Source organism: Pseudomonas sp. IPO3747 (assembly GCF_013385245.1).
Classification (GTDB): domain Bacteria; phylum Pseudomonadota; class Gammaproteobacteria; order Pseudomonadales; family Pseudomonadaceae; genus Aquipseudomonas; species Aquipseudomonas edaphica.
In genome coordinates this window covers 595964-615784 of record NZ_JACAQL010000004.1, presented here as the reverse complement: position 1 = coordinate 615784, position 19821 = coordinate 595964, and the positions used below count along the sequence as shown (strand labels likewise).

The window sequence follows — 19821 nt, the reverse complement described above, 5'->3', positions numbered from 1 at the left end:
GCTCCCACAGGGATCCGCTTTGTTTCAACGAGGTGTGTTTAGAACGCAAACCTGCCATCAAACACCGGCTTGTCATCCAGTGCCAACACGCCACTGGCGAAGATCAGGTCCAGGTGATGGCTGCCTTTCTGCCCGCCACCCAAGCCCAGGTGCAGGCCGCAATGGCGCTCCTCGAAGCCGGCATTGCGTGCATACAAGTCTTTTACGCCCTCGTTGGTGCCAATCCCCAATTCCTCCACACGGCGGTTGGACGGGTTGGCATTCAGGTATTTATTGAAGTCGTCCGCCAGCCCTGGCACCTCGCTGGCCACGCTGCAAACCGTCGAGTTCTCGATCCACAGCTCCAGCGGTGATTGCAGCACGCCGTACTTACGCGCAAACGGGATGGTGCTGAGGAAGGTGCCAACAAACCGCACCTGGCCATTGATGGCTTCGCTGTGGGTGGCGATTTCGCCTGGTGCCAGGTCGTGGTTGCCGACCCCGTTGATATTGGTCCACTTCTTGATGCTGCTCAGTGGCGTTTCAAGGCGGGAGCCGTGCTTGTCGGTAAAGCTCAGCACGTTGGCCTGGGACATGCGCCGGATCAGCGTAGCGTTGAGGTCGGCGATGCGCTGCGGCTCGACGCTGAAGGTGTCGTAGAAATAGTCGCCATAATCCTTGAACAGCAGGGATTTCTTCCAGTGTTCGGCCATCACGCTTTGCAGGGCGCGAATAAAATCCGGGCCTTCGGCACGTGGGTTGGGCAGGGTCGAAGAGTCATACAGAAACAGGTACAGGTCGCAGGCTTCGATGGCGTGGGCCAGGGTGTCGCTGGGCGTGAGGTCCAGGCGCTGGCATTGGAAGTTGAAGCGTGCGGCGCTGCTGTGGGTGATTGCTTCGGCGATGGCGTCGTAGCGCTCGGTATGGCCCAGCAACACCGTCGGGCGGCTCAGGCCGTTGAGTGCCGGGTGGTGTGCGAGGTAGTAGAGGAAGTGTTCGACGGCGCGGGCCTTGTCCATGACGGGTGTCCTTCTGTGCCTTGGGTAAGGGGGCAGGTGCCGTGCACAGCACCTGCCGGATGCCTGCCGGGTGTTAGAAAGGCCACATCGCAGTGCCAAAGGGCACAACGGCATCGGCTTGCATCATTTCAACGGCGGCCTCATGGGTCGGCGCTTCAAACCAATCGTCGAGTTGCAGTTCGGTTTCCAGGTCGTTTTCCAGTGCTTGCATGGTATTTCTCCTAGAGGACGTTGTTTGAGAACGGCTTGCCAACGGGCTTCGCTGGCAAGTGAAAGAACCTAGGAGAGAGTGTTTGGAAATGCAAAATATTTATTGACACGGTCTCATTTGAATTTTTTCTTCTGTTTTTTCAGTGTGTTTTTTTATCCAGAAAAAACAGCAAATTGGCTGAACCGATTTTTCAAAAACTTCCCACTGACAGTTTTCCGTTAGCTGACGAAAAAGTCTGCCTGTAACGCTGGTTTTCCGGGGTGTAACGTTTAATTTACGAGTTTGTCCGGGTTTTACTGAGTGCCGTCCAGCTGTAATGATTAGCTTACAGTTTGGTGTGTGCACTCTGTTGGGGCGTGCTGAAGCTGTCGAGCGGTGTACAATGCGCCGCGTTTTACTGTGACCCCCTTGCGTATCCACGCAAAAGGCCAAGACCTCAGGGTTTACCCACCCTGATCACTCCGTGCGGCCACGAGTCGGACGGGTTCGATTTCGTCACAGATAAAAACAAACAGGTGACGCATGACCGTTAGAAAGACGCTGTACTCCTGGTGCCTGCGCTGGGGTTTGAGCGGCGCTGCTTGAGTCGGTAATTCAAGGCAGCAACCTGCATTCGACATTCTCAAACCTTGCGTGAGACCCTTTTCATGAGTGGACCCCAATCTTCTTCAGGCGAGCTGAAACGCGGCCTGAAAAATCGGCATATCCAGTTGATCGCCCTCGGTGGCGCCATCGGCACCGGCCTGTTCCTGGGCTCGGCCGGCGTGCTCAAATCCGCCGGCCCTTCGATGATCCTGGGTTATGCCATCTGCGGCTTCATCGCCTTCATGATCATGCGCCAGCTCGGCGAAATGATCGTCGAAGAGCCGGTCGCCGGTTCCTTCAGCCACTTTGCCCATAAGTACTGGGGCGGTTTCGCCGGCTTCCTGTCGGGCTGGAACTGCTGGATTTTGTACATCCTGGTAGGCATGTCGGAGCTGACTGCGGTCGGCAAGTATGTGCACTACTGGTGGCCAGAGATCCCGACCTGGGTCTCGGCGGCGGCGTTCTTCGTATTGATCAACCTGATCAACCTGGCCAACGTCAAAGTCTTCGGTGAGGCCGAATTCTGGTTCGCCATCATCAAAGTCGTGGCTATCGTCGGCATGATTGCCCTGGGCAGCTATTTGCTGGTCAGCGGCAGCGGCGGTCCGCAAGCGTCGGTGAGCAACCTGTGGGACCACGGTGGGTTCTTCCCCCATGGCGTCGGCGGTTTGGTGATGGCCATGGCGATCATCATGTTCTCGTTCGGTGGTCTGGAAATGCTCGGTTTTACCGCTGCTGAGGCCGATCAGCCACGTACGGTGATCCCCAAGGCGATCAATCAGGTGATCTACCGCATCCTGATTTTCTACATCGGCGCCCTGGTGGTGCTGTTGTCGCTGACGCCGTGGGACAGCCTGCTGGCGACCCTTAACGCGTCCGGCGATGCCTACAGCGGCAGCCCATTCGTGCAGGTGTTCTCGATGCTGGGCAGCAACACCGCCGCGCACATCCTCAACTTCGTGGTGCTGACGGCGGCATTGTCGGTGTACAACAGTGGCACCTACTGCAACAGCCGCATGCTGCTGGGCATGGCTGAGCAGGGTGATGCGCCCAAAGCATTGGCCAAAATCGACAAGCGCGGCGTGCCGGTGCGCTCGATCCTCGCCTCGGCAGCGGTCACTCTGGTGGCGGTGTTGATGAACTACTTCATCCCGCAACACGCGCTGGAGTTGTTGATGTCGCTGGTGGTTGCCACCCTGGTAATCAACTGGGCGATGATCAGCTTTTCGCACTTCAAGTTCCGCCAACACATGAACCGCACCGGCCAGGTGCCGCTGTTCAAGGCGCTGTGGTATCCGTATGGCAATTACATCTGCCTGGCGTTCGTGGTGTTTATCCTGGTGATCATGCTGATGATTCCGGGGATTCAGGTGTCGGTATACGCAATCCCGGTGTGGGTAGCGTTCATGGCGGTGTGTTACTGGATCAAGAACAAGCGCAGTGCTGAAGCCGCATTGACCACGGCAAATGCAGCGCTGAAGTAAGCGACGCTCCATCGGCGATTAATACCCCTCTATTGAGGGGTATTTTTTTGCGATGCGATTCATCGGCTGTTTGCAATAACGCCACTCATGTAGGCGTTCAAGTCGCGAAAATCCTTGACGCTCCAGGCATGCGGCGCAACCTTCACACCATTGTCTTGCAGGGTTTTTGGGATCAGGTTGCCATTGGGGCGAAGGATCACCGAAGACACAATAACGCCCGGATAATCTGCCAGCCGTTTTTTGAAAGCAGGCGTTGTGAGGTCGGGCGTGGGCGGGCTGCTTTTCCTGGCCAATGGCCCGGAGGCCTTGAGGTCCGGGCCGTGGCACATGGCGCATCGCTGTGAATACAGGTTTTTGCCGTTGGCAGTGTCCGCGACGGACAGTGGCGTTTGAATGAGTGATAAAGTGCCGAGCACAGTGATGAATAGCCTTTTCATATTGCTGCGTCCTTGTTGTTTATGTTGTTGTGGCCCGTTGCCTAAGGTTTTTGATTGATGCTGGTAATTTCCAACAACGTGCACTTGCCCGATGCCGAGATCGAGTTGACCGCCATTCGCGCCCAGGGCGCCGGTGGGCAGAACGTCAACAAGGTGTCGAGCGCGGTGCACCTGCGGTTTGATATCCCGGCTTCATCGTTGCCGGAGTTCTACAAGGAGCGTTTGCTGGCGCTGCGTGACAGTCGTATCACCAGTGAAGGTGTGTTGGTGCTCAAGGCTCAGCAATACCGCACTCAGGAACAGAACCGTGCCGATGCGCTGGAGCGCCTGGTGGAGTTGATCCTCAGCGCCACCAAGGTCGAAAAAAAGCGCCGCCCGACCAAACCCACCCTGGGTTCGAAAAAGCGTCGCCTGGAATCCAAGACCAAGCGCGGCAGCATCAAGGCCGGGCGCGGCAAGGTCGACTTCTAGGCGCCTCTCGCCTCGCGGGCCTTGGGGGCTTGCCGGTACAGGTAAACACTCAGCAGCAGACCACCGACCGACGCGAGGGCGGCAAACAGGAATATCGACGCAAAGCCGAAGCCTGCCGCCACCGCCCCGGCCAGTGGGCCGGTGATACCCAATGACAAGTCGATAAACAGCGAATAAGCCCCCACCGCCGCGCCACGGCTGGAGGCCGGCACCAGGTTGACGGCTTCTACGCCCAGTGCTGGAAACACCAGCGAAAAGCCAAATCCGCTCAACGCCGCACCGGCCAGCGCCCATTGCGCGTCGGGTGCCAGCCACAGCAACAACAGGCCAAGGGCTTCTACCGACAGGCAGGCAATCGCCACACGAAAGCCGCCGATCCGGTTGATCAAATTGCCGAACAACAGGCGCGCGCCGATAAAACTGGCGCCGAACAGGCTCAATGCCCACACCGCGTTGTCCCAATGCTGGGTGGTGTAATACAGGGTGATAAAGGTGGCGATGGTGCCAAAACCAATCGAACCCAACGCCAGGGCACAGCCGTGTGGCAGTACGCGGCCCAGCACATTCATGAAGGGCAGGCGCACGCCGGCCACAATTGGCGCGGCTTCCTTGTTCCAGGCCAACAGCACGCCGAGCACCGCCAGCAGGATGATGCTGACGCCCATGCTCCACAGCCCCAAGTGGCTGACCAGCAGCACACCCAGCGGCGCACCGATGGCCAGCGCGCCGTAGCTGGCGATGCCATTCCACGAGATGACCTTGGCCGTGTTGGCGGCGCCGACCCGGCCGATGCCCCAGCCGATGGCGCCAGAGCCCACCAGGCTTTCCGCGCTGCCCAGCACCAGTCGGCCAATCAGCAGGCTGATCAGGCTGACGCCCGGCAGGCTGGAAAACCACGCCGCCAGCAACATGAACACGCCGCTCAGGCCGCAACCGACCAAGCCGATCAGCACCGCGCGCTTGCTGCCCAGGTTATCGATGATTTTGCCTGCATACGGACGGCTCAGCAGGGTGGCCAGGTATTGCACGCTGATTACCAAGCCTGCGATAACTGCGCCGTAGCCCAGTTGGCTGTGCACATAGCCCGGCAATACGGCCAGGGGAATACCGATGTTGAGGTAGCCGATAAAGGTAAACAGCACGATGGAAACGACTTGCAGCGTGACCGCCATGGGGCGCTGGGTATCTGGCATGGGAGAGGTCCACCGTCGCAGCAGGTAAAGATAGGCTGCTAATGATACCGATGCTTTGGCTTGTGCAGGGCGGTAAAAAGCAAAACGTCAGCTCAAAAAGACATCAGGCTTGAGGCGGGGCCAGCATTTGCGTGGTCACCAGGGCGGCCAAGGCGTTTTCCTGGGTGCCAAAACGCTTGAGCAGCAGGGCTTGTTTGTCGGCGCTGAGGCGGTTCCAGACTTCGATCATCTGCAAGGCAGCGTCCAGTACTGCGGCGTCGGGGGTGTCGGGGAGGGTGTCGGTCATGGCGGGGGTCTCGATGATTCAGGCAGTGTGGAAAGCGCTTGAAGTGCGCTTTCCACACGGTCTGGTACGGCGTCAGTCCTGGCGTTTGCTGTCGACTGGTTTTGCTTCTTTGGCTTCAGGCTGTTTGTCACTGGCCTGCTGCGGTGTTGGCTGCTCAGTTGGGTGCAGGCTTGGGAAGGGGAGATTAGGTATCTCGTGCATCGTCGTCGCTCCTCGCAAGATCTGTTTTATCAATCGCAGGTGATTCCGCGCTCTCAAAAAGCCTTGGCAGGATACAGCACTGAAAATGACAAAAAGAATTTTATGTCGGCGGATGTGCGAATTTTTATTTTTTTGCGCAAGTGGCATGGGGTCGCAGGCTGGGTGGCTGGGTGGCTGGGTGGCTGGGTGGCTGGGTGGGTGTTGGGTTTGGGGGCATATCCGTTATTTGGGTGATGGCTGAGTAGGGTTCCGCTCTTACAGCGGGTCACTTTTGGAAAGACCTCAAAAAGGCACCTTCCCCAAAATCATGTCGCGATACATCACAAAATCCCCCAGCAAACTGTAGAAGGGATGTTGAAACGTTGCAGGCCGGTTCTTTTCGAAGAAGAAGTGCCCGATCCAGGCAAAGGTGTAGCCGGCGACCGGTAATGCGAGCAGTAACCCCAACGAGCCACGGCCAATGGCATAAGCCAGAATCCCAATCACCAGGGTGGTGCCAATAAAGTGCAGGCGCCGGCAGGTGCTGTTGGCGTGCTCGCTCAGGTAATAAGGGTAGAACTCAGCGAAGCTGTTGAATTGCTTGACGTTTTCCACAGTGATCGGCCCTGGGCTGGTGATGCCGCCCAACAGATGTTCGGCGGGGAGCTTATTTGAGTCTAGAGTGATCAGTGGTAACAGCCAGTGACAATAGATGCCACTTTAGTATCCTTGGCTTCCTGGCTGCCGTTTAAGCCTGCCTTTTTCAAGAAGACGCCATGAGCGAACGAACAACTTCTGCAAGCTGGGCAATGGGCATCGTCAAAGCGTTGGAAATGGACGGCCTGGATTGCCGTGTCTTGTTCAAGCAACTGGGCCTGGACTACGCCGCCCTCAGTGACCCTGACGCACGTTTTGCGCAAGACTCCATGACCCGGCTGTGGCAGCGCGCTGTCGAGCTGTCAGGCAACCCCGCGATCGGCTTGAACATGGGCAAGGTGGTGCGCCCGGCGTCGTTTCATGTGGCGGGTTACGCCTTGATGTCCAGCAACACCCTGGCCGAAGGTTTTATGCGCCTGGTGCGTTACCAACGCATCATCGCCGAAAGCGCCGACTTGAGTTTTCGCCTGTTACCTGAAGGCTATGCGCTGATTCTGACGGTGCATGGCGATCACCTGCCGCCGACCCGGCAAAGCGCTGAAGCCTCGTTGGCCAGTGCCCTGGCATTATGTGGCTGGCTGACTGGCCGCACCCTGCAGCCACGCAAGGTAATGTTGCAAGGTGACCAACCGGCCGATCTGGCGCCCTATAAGCAAGCATTCCATGCGCCTATGGAGTTCAATGCGCCCTATGATGCGCTGATTTTCGAACAGGCCGACATGGATGCGCCGTTGCCCACCGCCAATGAGGCGATGGCGCTGCTGCATGATCGGTTTGCCGGTGAATACCTGGCGCGGTTTTCCGAGAGCCGCGTGACCCACAAGGCGCGCCAGGTGCTGTGCCGCTTGTTGCCCCAGGGTGAGCCCAAGCGCGAAGTGGTGGCACAGACCCTGCACTTGTCTCAGCGCACGTTACAGCGGCGTTTGCAGGAGGAGGGCACCAGTTTCCAGACGTTGCTCGACGATACGCGTCGCGAGCTTGCCGAACAGTACCTGGCGCAGCCGAGTATGACCTTGCTGGAAATCGCCTACCTGTTGGGCTTTGCCGACCCGAGTAATTTCTTCCGCGCGTTCCGCCGCTGGTTCGACGTCACGCCCGGCGAGTATCGGGTGCGGCTGCTGCAGGCATCGACGGTCAGTGGCGCCAAAACGCCGGAATGCACAGAACAAACACGGTAATAATCTCCAGCCTTCCCAGCAGCATGCCGAATGACAAGATCCACTTGGCCGCATCCGGCAGGCTGGCGAAGTTACCGGCCGGGCCGATGGTTTCGCCCAGGCCCGGGCCAACACCGGACACGGTGCTGGCGGCACCGGTCAGTGCGGTCATCCAGTCCAGACCCAGCAGTGACAGGGCCAGGGCGATGGCGCAGATGGTGATAGCGAAGAAAAACGAAAAGGTCAGGATCGAGCGCACGATCTCTTCGTCGAGACGGTGGCCGTTGTACTTCTGCTTGATCACTGCGCGTGGGTGGATCAGTTGGTTCAGGTTGGCCTTGAGCAGGATGTAGGCGACCTGGAAGCGGAAGATCTTGATCCCGCCCGCCGTCGAGCCCGAACAGCCGCCGATAAAACCCAGGTAGAAGAACAGCATCAGCGAGAAATTGCCCCACAGGCTGTAGTCCCCCAGCGCAAAGCCGGTCGTGGTCACCACCGACGTAACGTTCAGGGCGACATGGCGCAGGGCATCCAGCCAGTGCAGGTTGGTCGTCCACCAGTACCAGGTGCCGAGTACCAGCCACGTCACGATCAGCAAACCGAGCAAGCCTTGCACCTGCTGATCCTTGATCAGCGCCCGGCGGTTGCCGCGCAATGTGGCCACATACAGGGTGAACGGCAAGCTGCCGAGGATCATCACCACCACCGCTACCCAGTGCACCGCCGGTTGTTTCCAGTGGGCCAGGGATTCATCGGAGGTGGAAAACCCGCCGGTGGAAATTGCTGACATCGCGTGGTTGATCGCATCAAACAAGCCCATGCCGGCCCACCAGAACGCCAGGCTGCCCAGGATGGTGATGCCCACATACGCTGCCACGATCAGGCGCGCCACCATGTGCGAGCGCGGCATGACTTTTTCTGAGCGGTCCGAGGATTCGGTCTGGAACAGGCGCATGCCACCAATGCGCAGCAGCGGCAGGATCGCCACCGCCATGCCGATAAAGCCGATGCCGCCCAGCCAGTGCAACATTGAACGCCACATCAGGATGCCAGGGGACATGCTGTCCAAACCGCTCAGGACGGTGGAGCCGGTGGCGGTGATGCCCGACATGCTTTCAAAGAACGAATCGGTGTAGCTGATGTGCTGGGTCAGCAGAAACGGCAGCGCGGCGAAGATGCACACCACCAGCCAGCTGGTGACGGTCAGCAGGTACATGTCCCGGGGGCGCAGGTGCACGTGTTCGGGGCGGCCGGGGATAACCAGGGCCAAACCCGCAAGGAAGGTGATCATGCTGGCCCACAGGAACGAGGGCAGGTCGCTGGTGCGTTCGAAGATCACCAGGGTGGCCATCGGGATGACCATGGCGATCGCGAGGGTGATCAGGAAGATGCCGATGATGAAACCGATGATACGCAGGGTCGGCAACGCCATGAAGAAAGCTCGGGTTTGAGAGAGTGGCGCCATTCTACCTGCGGTGCGGGTCTTGTAAACCGGGGTGTACGAGGCGAAGCAGTTCGACTGTGGGAGCTGGCTTGCCTGCGATGGCGACCTGTCAGCCACCCATCTGTAGCAGACCCATCGCTATCGCAGGCAAGCCAGCTCCCACAGTGGGTATGGGAAGGGGGGAACGCGCACAAAAAAGGCGACCCGAAGGTCGCCTTATTCAGCGCAGGATCAATCAGAACTCGTGATCAGCGTTATCCGGGTTCAAATCACTGATGCCCAGCTTGCCCGCGGCGGTTTCGATCGCGCCGGTCTGCTTGACCAGTGCCGCAATCGCGTCACGCACGATCTGGTTGCCCTTGTCGTTACCGGCCGCGATCAGTTGGTCGTAGTGCTCACCGGCGTTGGCCTGGTCAACCATGACCTGGATCTTCGCTTCGGTCGACGCCAGGTCGGCCTTGAGCGCCGAGTCGGCGGCTGGATCGGCCTTGGCCACCAGCGACGAGAGGCTTGCGCCGGTCATTTTGGTGCCGTCGGTGCGGGTGTACTCGCCCAGGTAGACGTTGCGGATGCCCTTGGCGTCGTAGAAGTGCGAGTTGTGGGTGTTGTCGCTGAAGCAATCCTGTTCGTCTTCCGGCGAGTTGGCTTCCAGGGAAACCTTCATGCGCTCACCGGCCAGTTCGCCCAGGGACAGGCTGCCCATGCCGAACAGCATTTTGCGCAGGCCGTCGGTGGCAGGTTCTGCTTCCAGGGTGGCGCGGTAGTTGTCGTCGACCTTGGGTTTCCAGTTGCCGACCATTTCTTCCAGGTCGCTGACCAGCAGTTGGGTCACAGCGCGCAGGTAAGTGCGACGGCGCTCGTTGTTACCGCCGGTGGCACCGTCGCCGGTCATGTAGTCGGATGCCGGGCGGTTGCCTGCGCCTGGGCCGGTGCCGTTGAGGTCCTGGCCCCAGAGCAGGAACTCGATGGCGTGGTAGCCGGTGGCGACGTTGGCTTCGGAACCGCCCAGTTCATTGAGGCTGGCGAGTTTTTCCGGGGTGATTTCCTTGACGTCGACCTTGTCTTCGCCCACCTGGATCTCTGTGTTGGCGATGATGTTGGCGTTGGCGCCCGGGTTACCCAGCGCGTGCTCGTAGGATTTGTCTACGTAGTCGATCAGGCCTTCGTCCAGGGGCCAGGCGTTCACTTGGCCTTCCCAGTCGTCGATGATGGTGTTGCCGAAGCGGAACACTTCACTTTGCAAGTACGGCACACGGGCGGCGACCCAGGCGGTGCGGGCTGCTTTCAGGGTGTCGTCGCTCGGGTTGGCGAGGAAGGTGTCGATTGCGGTCTGCAGGGTCTTCGCGGTGGATTCGGCGTCGCTGTACACCGCGAACACCATGTCGGCGTAATGCGCGACAACGGCCTTGGCGGCTGCTTCGTCGACCTGGCCGGCAGGCGTGGCAGCCGCTGGAGCGGTGGTGCTGACTGCCGGGGTCGGCGCGGCGGCCTTGTCTTTACCTTCGCCGCAACCGGCGAGAGAAATGGCAATGGCCAGCAGACTGGCGGTGGCCAGGGGCATACGAATCATGGCGAACATCCTGCTTCGGTTGTTGATAGGGCGCGCGGGGAAGCGCAAAAACTGCGACATAATGCGAAAGATTTGCATTTTGTGTAAAGGTTTATGCGAGGGAAATATTTGGTATCGATTTGTCGGTTCAGAGAATCGCCGCGTTGTTGCGCTCGGACTGTTTCAAAAACGCCGCCAGCTCACGGGCCTGCAGCGGTTTGCTGTAGTGGTAGCCCTGGCCCTCATGGCACCCTTCGGAAATGATATAGGCCTCCTGCTCGGCGGTTTCCACGCCTTCGGCAATCACCTGCATGCCCAGGCTTTTGCCCAGTTGGATAATGGCGCGCACGATGGTTGCATCGTCGTCGTCATCCAGCAGGTCCTGGACGAAGCTCTTGTCGATCTTGATCTTGTCCAGCGGCAGGCTCTTGAGGTAGCTCAAGGATGAATAGCCGGTGCCGAAGTCATCAATCGCGATCAAGGCACCGGAGCGGCGCAGGCTCAGCAGGTGCTGGGCGGCGGTGCTGATGTCCTCCATCAGGCCGGTCTCGGTCACTTCCAGCTCCAGGCTGCGTGGCGGCAGGCGATAGATCTGCATCAGGTTGTTGACCACCCGTGGCAACTCGGTGTGGTGCAACTGCACGGTGGACAGGTTGACCGCCATGCGCAGTTCGGTGAAGCCCAGGTCATGCCATTCGCGCAACTGCCGGCAAGCCTGGTCCAGCACCCATTCACCAATCGGAATAATGGTGCCGTTCTGCTCCGCCAGCGGGATGAACAAGTCCGGCGGCACCAGGCCGTGTTCCGGGTGCTGCCAGCGAAGCAATGCCTCTACGCCCACCACGCGGTGGTCGAGGTAGCTGATCTGCGGTTGGTAGACCAAGTGGAACTGCTCGCGACCCAGGGCATCGCGCAGGTCTTTTTCCAGTTCGCGGCGCCGGCGCATTTCGCTGTCGACACTGGCGATATAGAACTGATAGCGGTTGCGCGAGCGGCTCTTGGCCAGGGTCATGGTCTGTTCGGCTTTTTGCAGCAGCTTCTCGGTGCTGTCGCCGTCCTCCGGGAACAGGGTGATGCCGATGGTGGCGCGCAGGCGAATCTGGTCCTGGTCGAGGGCGAATTCGGCTTCCAGGTCGTCGAGGATACTTTGCGCCAGCTCGGCGGCCTCGTAAGGCTGGTCGATATCGGCCTGCACCAGTGCAAACTGGTCGCCGCCCAAGCGGGCGAGGGCGCCGAGGCGGCCGCTGTGGGCGCGCAGGCGGTCGGCCAGGGCCAGCAGTAATTTGTCGCCGGCCTGGTAGGTGAACTGTTCGTTGACGCTTTTGAAGTCATCCAGCCCCACGCACAGCACCGCCACCCGGCGCTGTCGGCGGCCGGCATCGGTGAGGATCTTGTCCAACTGCTCCTGCAGCTTCTGACGGTTCGGCAGCCCGGTCAGGAAGTCGTACTGGGCCATGCGCAACAGGCTCGATTCCGCCTCATGCCGCAAGTGCGTATTGCGCTCGATGGACTCGAGCAACTGGTTGGCAGTGTTGATCCACAGCCCCAGCTCGTTGCGTTCATGGCCCTTGAGCTGGGGGATCTTGTGTTCGCTGGGGCGGTCGGGGTTGATTGAGGTCAAGTGCTCGATAATCCGCGACAACGGCTTGGTCAGCAGCCAGTGATACACCAGGTACAGCACCAGGCCCATGGCCAGGGCGCGCAGCACGCCGGAAATAAAGATGATCACCGAGCTGACAATAAAACCTTTGCCGTAGGTGGCTGTGTCGAGGGTAATGCTCAGGTCGCCGTAGTACTCGCTATAGGGGCCTTTGCCAACCAGTGCAGTCGTAAAGGTGCGTTCCTGGCCAAGAATCAGGTCGGTCAACCAGCGGGTGGGTGATTGCTGCAAGGCGCGGCTTTTTTCCGCCAGCATGGTTTCGTTGGGGTGGCCGATGGAGGCCATGCGCACGGCGTCGTCCTGAAACAGGCCCTCGATCACCTGCATGCCCATCTCGCGGTCCAGGCTGTAGACAGCCTGGGTCGAGGGGTCGCGAAACATGTCGAGGATCCGCTGCGCGTCACCGGCCACGGCCTGACGCGTCTTGTAGGCATCAAACACGATCTGCGCCACGCTCAGCGTCACGCCCACGATCAATGCCGAGAGCAGCACAACCCGTAGCAACTTCACCGACAAGCTGTTTTTGAGTTCCAGCTTCAAAGGGTCATTCCTTGTTCCGTGCGGGTAGCCTCAATATGCCATGAGTATTGGCAATCTCGGGATGGCAGTCAAAGGGACATTGCTGCTAAGGCTTCTGGAGGCTGTAAAGGGCGTGTCTGGAAGGAAGAGGGCGATGATATCCATCGCCCTCGGGTACCGCGCAGGAAAGGAAGGGAATGCCTTCGACATCCCGACATCGAGTGTTGCGGGCTTAAGATACTTTGATCGAGTTTTCGTTTACGTTGTTGAACGTGATCTGATGTTCGTTCTTCTGGTGGGCATCACCGCCGATTTTACCTTGCGCCCTGCCGGCGGCCTGACTGGCTGAATTGACCAGCGTGCCCAGCAAGTCCATGCCCTTGCTCACCAGGTCCATGCCTTTGCCTGCGAGTGGCAACACTGAAGACACAGCTGACATACCCATCGATAACGGATCCATTGCGGACTCTCCTACAGGATAAAATGAGAGAGTTATTTCTCTCGCATGCTGGGTGGCCTGTTCCTCTCGGTGAGTTCCACACATTCTGCATTACGTCCAGTTTTCGTCGGCCACAAAAAAGCCCGGCAATTGCCGGGCTCTTTCTACTGCAAACGTTGCTCAGGCAGTAAAGGTTTTGCCTTCGAACTGCTCAGCCACGAATTTCCAGTTGACCAGATTCCAGAACGCTTCCACATACTTTGGACGCACGTTGCGGTAGTCGATGTAGTAGGCGTGTTCCCACACGTCGCAGGTCAGCAGCGGGGTGTCGCCGCTGGTCAGCGGGTTGCCGGCGCCGATGGTGCTGGCCAGGGCCAGGGAACCGTCAGCTTTTTTCACCAGCCAGCCCCAACCGGAACCGAAGGTGCCGACGGACGTCTTGGTGAACTCTTCCTTGAACTTGTCGAACGAACCGAAGGCTGCGTTGATGGCTTCAGCCAGTGCGCCGGTCGGTTGGCCACCGGCGTTTGGCGCCAGGCAGTTCCAGTAGAAAGTGTGGTTCCAGACCTGAGCGGCGTTGTTGAAGATGCCGCCCGAAGAAGACTTGACGATTTCTTCCAGGGTCTTGCCTTCGAACTCGGTGCCAGGCACCAGGTTGTTCAGGTTCACGACATAGGTGTTGTGGTGCTTGTCGTGGTGGTACTCCAAGGTTTCCTTGGAGATGTGCGGCTGCAGGGCATCGTGTGCGTAGGGCAGCGGCGGCAATTCGAAAGCCATGATGATTCTCCTAATCAGGTCAGTTGCGGTGAGCGCAAGGCCGATCACGGGCGGCCAAACAAGCGCCGGGGAGTTTGTACTCTTTGCGGCGCAGGGTCCGGATCATAGCACCGGGGGTGCGGCAAAACCACGCAACAACTGTGTGGGATAGAGGTTCCAGAGCGTTTTGGAATATTCATCCGGCACTGATCAATTGGTAGGCCACGCTGAACATCATCACCGCGACCAGAAGGTCGAGCAGGCGCCAGGTCGCCGGGCGCGCCAGCCAAGGTGCCAACCACGCCGCGCCGAGTGCCAGGGTGGCGAACCACAGGAACGAGGCGCTGGCAGCGCCGGCCACATAGGCGCCGGGCTCGGTTTGTTGCGCGCCCAATGAGCCGATCAGCAGCACGGTGTCCAGGTACACATGGGGATTGAGCAGCGTTACTGCCAAGGCACTGAGCAACACGGCGCGCAATGAACGCACTTTGAGGTGTGCCCCCTGTTCCAGGCTTTGTCGGGAACACGCTCGACGCAACGCCAAGGTGCCGTACCACAACAGGAATGCCGCACCACCCCAGCGGGCAATGGCCAGCAGCAGCGGGTTTTGCGCCAGCACGGTAGCCAGGCCAAATACCCCGAGTGCGACCAGAATTGCATCACACACGATGCACAGCGCCGCCACCGGCAAGTGATGTTCACGGCGCAGGCTTTGCGCCAATACAAACGCGTTCTGGGTGCCGATCGCCATGATCAGGCCGAGAGCCACCAGCAGCCCGTTTACGTAGCTTTGCCACATAGCCATTACTCCGCGTTTGCTGCCAGTTGGCGCAATACATCCATGGCCCGCTCGGCATCGGCGCGGCCTACGAACAAGTGGTCGTGATAAAACCCGGCAATCACGTTGCAACTGATACCGGCGCTGCCCAGCGCGCTGGCAAACGCCGCCGTCAGGCCCACGGCTTCAAGGGCCGAATGCACATTCAGGGTGATCCAGGCGGCCACATAGTCGAAGGCCAGCCCGGCGTGGTCCGCCTGCTCACGCTCCACAATCAGGGTCAAACCTTCCTGCTCGCGAAAGCTGCCGATGATCTCGCAACCTGCCGGGATACGTGAGTCGGGCAGGGTGCAGAACACGTAGTCGCCTTCGTTTAGATGAGGGCTCATGCTGCGCAGCAGGGTTGCCAGGGCGGTTTCGCCAGTCATGTGTGGATTCCTTTAATAAAGAAAAGCAATGCTGGTCATTCTCCCGGCCCACGCTGTATAAGAAAAACCAATATTGCTGATCGCTCATTAGAGAAACTGATGTTCGACTATAAATTGCTTTCCGCCCTGGCGGCGGTGGTGGAGCAGGCCGGCTTCGAGCGTGGCGCGCAGGTACTGGGGCTTTCTCAGTCTGCGATTTCCCAGCGCATCAAGTTACTGGAGGCGCGTATTGGCCAACCGGTGCTGGTGCGGGCCACGCCACCTACACCCACCGACATCGGCCGGCGGTTGCTTAACCATGTGCAACAGGTGCGCTTGCTCGAGCGCGACCTGCAAAGCCAGGTGCCGGCGCTGGACGAGGAGGGCATGCCCGAGCGCCTGCGCATCGCCTTGAACGCCGACAGCCTCGCCACCTGGTGGGCCGAGGCCGTCAGCGACTTTTGCGCCGAGCAGCATTTGTTGCTGGACTTGGTGGTAGAAGACCAGACCGTGGGCCTCAAGCGCATGCGCGCCGGTGAAGTGGCGGCCTGTATCTGCGCCAGCGAACGCCCGGTGGCCGGGGCGCGCAGTCTGTTGCTCGGTGCCATGCGCTACCGTGCGTTGGCCAGCCCTGCATTTATAACGCGGCATTTTCCCGAGGGCGTGCGTGCCGATCAGTTGGCACGCACGCCGGCGCTGGTGTTCGGCCCGGACGATTTCCTGCAGCACCGCTACCTGGCATCGCTGGGCGTGGACGGCGGTTTCGAGCACCATTTGTGCCCGTCCTCCGAAGGTTTTATTCGCCTGACCGAAGCCGGACTGGGTTGGGGCCTGGTGCCGGAATTACAGGTGCGCGACCAGTTGCAAAGCGGCGCTTTAGTCGAGTTGTTGCCAGATAAGCCCATCGACGTGCCGTTGTACTGGCATCATTGGCGCAGTGGTGGGCAATTGTTGGGGCTGCTGACCGATCACTTGGCCCAGGCCTGTGGCCAATGGTTGGTGCCGTTGGACTGATGGCGTGCGTCAAGGCAACAGCGATGAAAAACGAAAGAGCATGGGGTAACAAATGAAAATTCTGGTCACCGGCGCAAGCGGCTTCATCGGCGGGCGTTTTGCGCGTTTCGCCCTGGAGCAGGGCCTGGACGTGCGGGTCAACGGGCGGCGTGCCGAAGGTGTGGAGCACCTGGTAAGGCGCGGCGCCGAGTTTATCCAGGGTGATCTCAATGATGCCGACCTGGTGCGCGAGCTGTGCCGCGATGTCGAAGCCGTGGTGCATTGCGCCGGCGCCGTCGGGTTGTGGGGCAAGTACCAGGACTTCCACCAGGGCAATGTGCTGGTCACCGAAAACGTCGTCGAGGCCTGCCTCAAGGAGCGTGTCGGGCGCCTGGTGCACTTGTCGTCGCCGTCGATCTACTTTGATGGCCGCGACCACCTGGGGCTGACCGAGGAGCAAGTGCCAAAGCGCTTCAAGCATCCCTACGCCGCCACCAAATACCTGGCGGAGCAGAAGGTGTTTGGCGCCCAGGAATTCGGCCTCGAAGTACTTGCGCTGCGCCCGCGTTTTGTCACCGGGGCCGGCGACATGAGCATCTTCCCGCGCCTGCTTAAAATGCAGCGCAAGAACCGCCTGGCTATCGTCGGTGATGGTTTGAACAAGGTCGACTTCACCAGTGTGCACAACCTCAATGAGGCACTGCTCAGCAGCTTGCTCGCCACCGGCTCGGCGTTGGGCAAGGCCTACAACATCAGTAATGGCGCGCCGGTGCCAGTGTGGGATGTGGTCAATTATGTAATGCGCCAGATGGACATGCCCCAGGTCACCCGGTATCGGTCGTACGGTTTGTCCTACAGCGTGGCGGCGTTGAACGAGGCATTCTGCGCAATGTGGCCGGGTCGCCCGGAGCCGTCGTTGTCGCGCCTGGGCATGCAGGTCATGAACAAAGATTTCACCCTGGACATCAGCCGTGCCAGGCATTATCTCGACTACGAGCCCAAGGTCAGCCTGTGGACGGCGCTCGATGAGTTCTGCAGTTGGTGGAAAGCTCAGGAGCCGGGGCTGAAATAAGCTCACAACCAGCAACACATCGGGAACCGAATTCAGGCTTCCGGGTCGATCAATGCGGCGCCAACGGGGTTTATACTCCGCTCGCTCGGCTTTTCCGGTCGCCATCTCACCGATTCAGGGTTGATTCATGCGTAACGATGCCAAAGACGATTTCGACAACGTTCCCAGCCTGCGGGCCGACATCGGGGACGATGATGATTTCGAGCCGACTCCCGCCACCTCCGTGCGCTCGCGCACAACCAAGGTGGTCAAGGTCAAGAGCGCCAGCACCGGCCCCCTGTGGGCCTTGGTCGGCGCGCTGCTGATCGCCTTCGCCGGCCTTGCCTGGTGGAGCTTCCAGCAGATTTCCCTGATGGGCCAGCAGTTGGTCGCCACCCAGGAAAGCTTTGCACGCATCAGCGAAGAAGCGGCGGGGCGCCTGCAAGACATTTCCGGCAAGGTGGTGGCCAGCGAGGCCAACGTCAACAACGGCAGCGAAGCCCTCAAGTTGCAGATCAAGCAGTTGGAAACCCAATTGCTGGAGCAAGGCAAGCAGCAAGTCGGCGTGGCCGGGCAGGCAACCGAACTCGACCAGCGCCTGGCACAGATGAGTGCCAGCACCACTGAACTGTCGAACGCGAATGCCAAGCTACAAGGCCAGGTGCAGGCGCTGACCGATGCCGTGGCCACACTTAAGGCGGCGCAGGGTGAGGTCAAGGATCTGTCCGCCGACGTGGCGGCCCTTAAAAAGCAAGGCAACCCGAGCGCGGCCATCGCCCGCCTGGAACAGGACCTGGTGGTGCTCAAAAGCGCGCAGGAGAACCAGCCCGCCAATACTGATGCGCCAACCAATAAAGAGTTTGACGTGTTCCGCATCCAGACCACGCGCAACATCACCACGTTGCAGAGCCAGGTGCAGAACCTTAACCAACAGCTCAACGCGCCAGCGCGGGTCACCCCACTGGGCCAATGATCGTTCCCACGCTCTGCGTGGGAATGCCGCCATGGACGCTCCGCGTCCCGCTGTGGCGCAGAGCGCCACAGGCTGCATTACCACGCGGAGCGTGGGAACGATCGACGGGCTCTGCGTGGGAACGATCAAATGTCACCAGGTGGTGACATTTCCCATCCCCTTCGTTACTTGCCCTCGTCTCGCCCTTGTTTAGACTCCGGTCATCCCATAAAAAATAAAAAGGGCTACCCATGACCATGCAACCACTGCCTGCCAGCAGTTGGCTGAACGCACCTGCCCATCACGCCTGGCTCGCCAGCGAAGGCCAACGCCTGCTGGCGTTCGCCAAAGCCTCACGTCTGCCAGACGGCTTCGGCAACCTTGACGATACAGGCCAACTGCCGGCCGACGCCCACGCCGAAACCATGAACACGGCGCGCATGACCCACAGCTTTGCCATGGCCCATGCCATGGGGGTGCCGGGTTATGCCGACCTGGTTGCCCATGGCGTTGCCGCCCTCAGTGGCCCCTTGCACGATAGCGAACACGGCGGCTGGTTCGCCGCGCTCAACGCCTTGGATGGCAACCGTGGCAAAGCCGCTTACCTGCACGCGTTCGTTGCCCTGGCTGCCAGCTCTGCCGTAGTGGCCGGCGCACCCGGTGCGCAGAACCTGCTCAACGACGCCGTGCATATCATCGACCAGTTCTTCTGGAGCGAGGAGGAGGGCGTGATGCTCGAGTCCTTCGCCCAGGACTGGAGCGGCGTCGAAGCCTATCGCGGCGCCAACAGCAACATGCACGCCACCGAAGCCTTCCTGGCACTGGCCGATGTCACCGGTGAAACACGCTGGCTGGACCGCGCGCTGCGCATTGCCGAGCGCGTTATCCACACTCACGCTGCCGGCAACCAGTTCATGGTGATCGAGCATTTCGACACGCACTGGCAACCCTTGCTCGGCTACAACGAAGACAACCCTGCCGATGGCTTCCGCCCGTATGGCATCACCCCCGGCCACGGTTTCGAATGGGCACGTTTGGTGCTGCACCTGGAAGCTGCACGCCTGCAAGCCGGGCTGGCCACGCCGGACTGGCTGGTGAGCGACGCCCGCGGCCTGTTCGCCAGCGCCTGCGAATACGCCTGGGCCGTGGACGGCGCTCCCGGCATCGTCTACACCCTGGACTGGAAGCACCAGCCAGTGGTGCGCGAGCGCCTGCACTGGACCCACGCCGAAGCCAGCGCGGCGGCCCAGGCTTTGCTCAAACGCACCGGCGAGCTGCATTACGAAACCTGGTATCGGCGCTTTTGGGAGTTCTGCGAAAGCCACTTTATCGACCGTATCAACGGCAGCTGGCACCACGAACTCAGCCCGCACAACCAACCCAGCAGCAAGATCTGGGGTGGCAAGCCGGACCTGTACCATGCCTGGCAAGCGGTCGTACTGCCTGCACTACCCTTGTCACCGAGTATGACCAGCGCATTGGGCCAAGGATGTTATGTCACCAAGTGGTGACATTTGTGCGTCCCTTTGTTACCTGCGCGCTAAAAATCCATGTTTAAACTCCGTGCAGCGCAAGCTCTAGACTTGCATGCATAACAACAAGAAAAGGTATTCA

21 protein-coding genes are annotated in these 19821 nt (G+C 59.9%); 8 read left to right on the top strand and 13 right to left on the bottom strand.

Features of this window, described 5'->3' with window-relative positions:
• Positions 1 to 38 precede the first annotated feature (38 nt).
• Positions 39 to 998: a leucyl aminopeptidase gene (locus tag HX790_RS09845; protein WP_176991484.1), complete on the bottom strand. Its 960-nt coding sequence runs from the start codon at positions 996 to 998 to the stop codon at positions 39 to 41.
• 73 nt (positions 999 to 1071) lie between these two features.
• On the bottom strand, positions 1072 to 1209 hold the full coding sequence (locus HX790_RS09840; RefSeq protein ID WP_003175756.1) for a hypothetical protein: 138 nt from the start codon (positions 1207 to 1209) through the stop codon (positions 1072 to 1074).
• A 647-nt stretch (positions 1210 to 1856) separates the two neighbouring features.
• On the opposite strand from HX790_RS09840, the gene HX790_RS09835 reads away from it, so the two are divergent.
• Positions 1857 to 3278, top strand: a complete 1422-nt coding sequence (locus tag HX790_RS09835; protein ID WP_017139166.1) for an amino acid permease — start codon at positions 1857 to 1859, stop codon at positions 3276 to 3278.
• Between the two features lie 59 nt (positions 3279 to 3337).
• On the opposite strand, the gene HX790_RS09830 is transcribed toward HX790_RS09835, so the two are convergent.
• Complete coding sequence (locus tag HX790_RS09830) at positions 3338 to 3715, bottom strand: cytochrome c (RefSeq protein ID WP_138453797.1); 378 nt, start codon at positions 3713 to 3715, stop codon at positions 3338 to 3340.
• Between the two features lie 57 nt (positions 3716 to 3772).
• Between HX790_RS09830 and arfB the strand changes: the two genes are divergently transcribed.
• Complete coding sequence (arfB, locus tag HX790_RS09825) at positions 3773 to 4186, top strand: alternative ribosome rescue aminoacyl-tRNA hydrolase ArfB (RefSeq protein ID WP_016975416.1); 414 nt, start codon at positions 3773 to 3775, stop codon at positions 4184 to 4186.
• Here arfB and HX790_RS09820 read toward each other — a convergent pair.
• Together HX790_RS09820 and HX790_RS09815 are read right to left on the bottom strand one after the other, a co-directional pair.
• Positions 4183 to 5379, bottom strand: a complete 1197-nt coding sequence (locus HX790_RS09820) for an MFS transporter (RefSeq protein WP_176991483.1) — start codon at positions 5377 to 5379, stop codon at positions 4183 to 4185. The genes arfB and HX790_RS09820 overlap by 4 nt on opposite strands.
• Before the next feature lie 103 nt (positions 5380 to 5482).
• On the bottom strand, positions 5483 to 5665 hold the full coding sequence (locus HX790_RS09815) for a hypothetical protein (protein WP_017139170.1): 183 nt from the start codon (positions 5663 to 5665) through the stop codon (positions 5483 to 5485).
• A gap of 195 nt (positions 5666 to 5860) precedes the next feature.
• Here HX790_RS09815 and HX790_RS09810 point away from each other — a divergent pair, with 195 nt between their 5' ends.
• A complete protein-coding gene (locus HX790_RS09810; RefSeq protein WP_176991482.1) occupies positions 5861 to 6100 on the top strand; it encodes a hypothetical protein in 240 nt (79 codons plus the stop codon).
• Between the two features lie 48 nt (positions 6101 to 6148).
• Here the strand turns inward: HX790_RS09810 and HX790_RS09805 are convergent, their stop codons facing one another.
• A complete protein-coding gene (locus tag HX790_RS09805) occupies positions 6149 to 6460 on the bottom strand; it encodes a DUF962 domain-containing protein (protein WP_099550496.1) in 312 nt (103 codons plus the stop codon).
• Between the two features lie 161 nt (positions 6461 to 6621).
• On the opposite strand from HX790_RS09805, the gene HX790_RS09800 reads away from it, so the two are divergent.
• Positions 6622 to 7680, top strand: a complete 1059-nt coding sequence (locus tag HX790_RS09800) for an AraC family transcriptional regulator (protein WP_017139172.1) — start codon at positions 6622 to 6624, stop codon at positions 7678 to 7680.
• Here HX790_RS09800 and HX790_RS09795 read toward each other — a convergent pair.
• From HX790_RS09795 to HX790_RS09765, 7 genes are all read right to left on the bottom strand, one after another.
• On the bottom strand, positions 7637 to 9091 hold the full coding sequence (locus HX790_RS09795; RefSeq protein WP_017139173.1) for a TrkH family potassium uptake protein: 1455 nt from the start codon (positions 9089 to 9091) through the stop codon (positions 7637 to 7639). The two genes, HX790_RS09800 and HX790_RS09795, sit on opposite strands and share 44 nt — an antisense overlap.
• 247 nt (positions 9092 to 9338) lie before the next feature.
• Complete coding sequence (locus HX790_RS09790; RefSeq protein ID WP_017139174.1) at positions 9339 to 10673, bottom strand: imelysin family protein; 1335 nt, start codon at positions 10671 to 10673, stop codon at positions 9339 to 9341.
• Positions 10674 to 10800: 127 nt separating this feature from the next.
• On the bottom strand, positions 10801 to 12852 hold the full coding sequence (locus HX790_RS09785) for a bifunctional diguanylate cyclase/phosphodiesterase (protein ID WP_017139175.1): 2052 nt from the start codon (positions 12850 to 12852) through the stop codon (positions 10801 to 10803).
• Between the two features lie 211 nt (positions 12853 to 13063).
• A complete protein-coding gene (locus tag HX790_RS09780) occupies positions 13064 to 13291 on the bottom strand; it encodes a hypothetical protein (protein WP_099550444.1) in 228 nt (75 codons plus the stop codon).
• A 159-nt stretch (positions 13292 to 13450) separates the two neighbouring features.
• Positions 13451 to 14047 carry a superoxide dismutase gene (locus HX790_RS09775; RefSeq protein WP_003212997.1) on the bottom strand — a complete coding sequence of 199 codons (597 nt, stop codon included), beginning with the start codon at positions 14045 to 14047 and terminating at the stop codon, positions 13451 to 13453.
• Between the two features lie 175 nt (positions 14048 to 14222).
• On the bottom strand, positions 14223 to 14825 hold the full coding sequence (locus tag HX790_RS09770) for a LysE/ArgO family amino acid transporter (RefSeq protein WP_099550497.1): 603 nt from the start codon (positions 14823 to 14825) through the stop codon (positions 14223 to 14225).
• 5 nt (positions 14826 to 14830) lie between these two features.
• Complete coding sequence (locus HX790_RS09765) at positions 14831 to 15232, bottom strand: ACT domain-containing protein (protein ID WP_176991481.1); 402 nt, start codon at positions 15230 to 15232, stop codon at positions 14831 to 14833.
• 99 nt (positions 15233 to 15331) lie between these two features.
• Here HX790_RS09765 and HX790_RS09760 point away from each other — a divergent pair, with 99 nt between their 5' ends.
• From HX790_RS09760 to HX790_RS09745, 4 genes are all read left to right on the top strand, one after another.
• The gene (locus tag HX790_RS09760) at positions 15332 to 16225 is read left to right on the top strand and encodes a LysR family transcriptional regulator ArgP (RefSeq protein ID WP_017139179.1); all 894 of its coding nucleotides are present in this window, start codon (positions 15332 to 15334) and stop codon (positions 16223 to 16225) included.
• A gap of 52 nt (positions 16226 to 16277) precedes the next feature.
• Positions 16278 to 17276: an NAD(P)-dependent oxidoreductase gene (locus tag HX790_RS09755; protein WP_099550447.1), complete on the top strand. Its 999-nt coding sequence runs from the start codon at positions 16278 to 16280 to the stop codon at positions 17274 to 17276.
• Between the two features lie 127 nt (positions 17277 to 17403).
• Complete coding sequence (locus HX790_RS09750) at positions 17404 to 18228, top strand: ATPase (RefSeq protein WP_138449655.1); 825 nt, start codon at positions 17404 to 17406, stop codon at positions 18226 to 18228.
• 230 nt (positions 18229 to 18458) lie between these two features.
• Complete coding sequence (locus tag HX790_RS09745; RefSeq protein WP_169985122.1) at positions 18459 to 19718, top strand: AGE family epimerase/isomerase; 1260 nt, start codon at positions 18459 to 18461, stop codon at positions 19716 to 19718.
• Positions 19719 to 19821 lie beyond the last annotated feature (103 nt).

Bases quoted from the DNA above. Each gene is read 5' to 3' on its own strand.
- HX790_RS09845 (WP_176991484.1), bottom strand. From the start codon at position 998: ATGGACAAGGCCCGCGCCGTCGAACACTTCCTCTACTACCTCGCACAC.
- HX790_RS09840 (WP_003175756.1), bottom strand. From the start codon at position 1,209: ATGCAAGCACTGGAAAACGACCTGGAAACCGAACTGCAACTCGACGAT.
- HX790_RS09835 (WP_017139166.1), top strand. From the start codon at position 1,857: ATGAGTGGACCCCAATCTTCTTCAGGCGAGCTGAAACGCGGCCTGAAA.
- HX790_RS09830 (WP_138453797.1), bottom strand. From the start codon at position 3,715: ATGAAAAGGCTATTCATCACTGTGCTCGGCACTTTATCACTCATTCAA.
- arfB (WP_016975416.1), top strand. From the start codon at position 3,773: ATGCTGGTAATTTCCAACAACGTGCACTTGCCCGATGCCGAGATCGAG.
- HX790_RS09820 (WP_176991483.1), bottom strand. From the start codon at position 5,379: ATGCCAGATACCCAGCGCCCCATGGCGGTCACGCTGCAAGTCGTTTCC.
- HX790_RS09815 (WP_017139170.1), bottom strand. From the start codon at position 5,665: ATGACCGACACCCTCCCCGACACCCCCGACGCCGCAGTACTGGACGCT.
- HX790_RS09800 (WP_017139172.1), top strand. From the start codon at position 6,622: ATGAGCGAACGAACAACTTCTGCAAGCTGGGCAATGGGCATCGTCAAA.
- HX790_RS09795 (WP_017139173.1), bottom strand. From the start codon at position 9,091: ATGGCGTTGCCGACCCTGCGTATCATCGGTTTCATCATCGGCATCTTC.
- HX790_RS09790 (WP_017139174.1), bottom strand. From the start codon at position 10,673: ATGATTCGTATGCCCCTGGCCACCGCCAGTCTGCTGGCCATTGCCATT.
- HX790_RS09780 (WP_099550444.1), bottom strand. From the start codon at position 13,291: ATGGATCCGTTATCGATGGGTATGTCAGCTGTGTCTTCAGTGTTGCCA.
- HX790_RS09775 (WP_003212997.1), bottom strand. From the start codon at position 14,047: ATGGCTTTCGAATTGCCGCCGCTGCCCTACGCACACGATGCCCTGCAG.
- HX790_RS09770 (WP_099550497.1), bottom strand. From the start codon at position 14,825: ATGTGGCAAAGCTACGTAAACGGGCTGCTGGTGGCTCTCGGCCTGATC.
- HX790_RS09765 (WP_176991481.1), bottom strand. From the start codon at position 15,232: ATGACTGGCGAAACCGCCCTGGCAACCCTGCTGCGCAGCATGAGCCCT.
- HX790_RS09760 (WP_017139179.1), top strand. From the start codon at position 15,332: ATGTTCGACTATAAATTGCTTTCCGCCCTGGCGGCGGTGGTGGAGCAG.
- HX790_RS09755 (WP_099550447.1), top strand. From the start codon at position 16,278: ATGAAAATTCTGGTCACCGGCGCAAGCGGCTTCATCGGCGGGCGTTTT.
- HX790_RS09750 (WP_138449655.1), top strand. From the start codon at position 17,404: ATGCGTAACGATGCCAAAGACGATTTCGACAACGTTCCCAGCCTGCGG.
- HX790_RS09745 (WP_169985122.1), top strand. From the start codon at position 18,459: ATGACCATGCAACCACTGCCTGCCAGCAGTTGGCTGAACGCACCTGCC.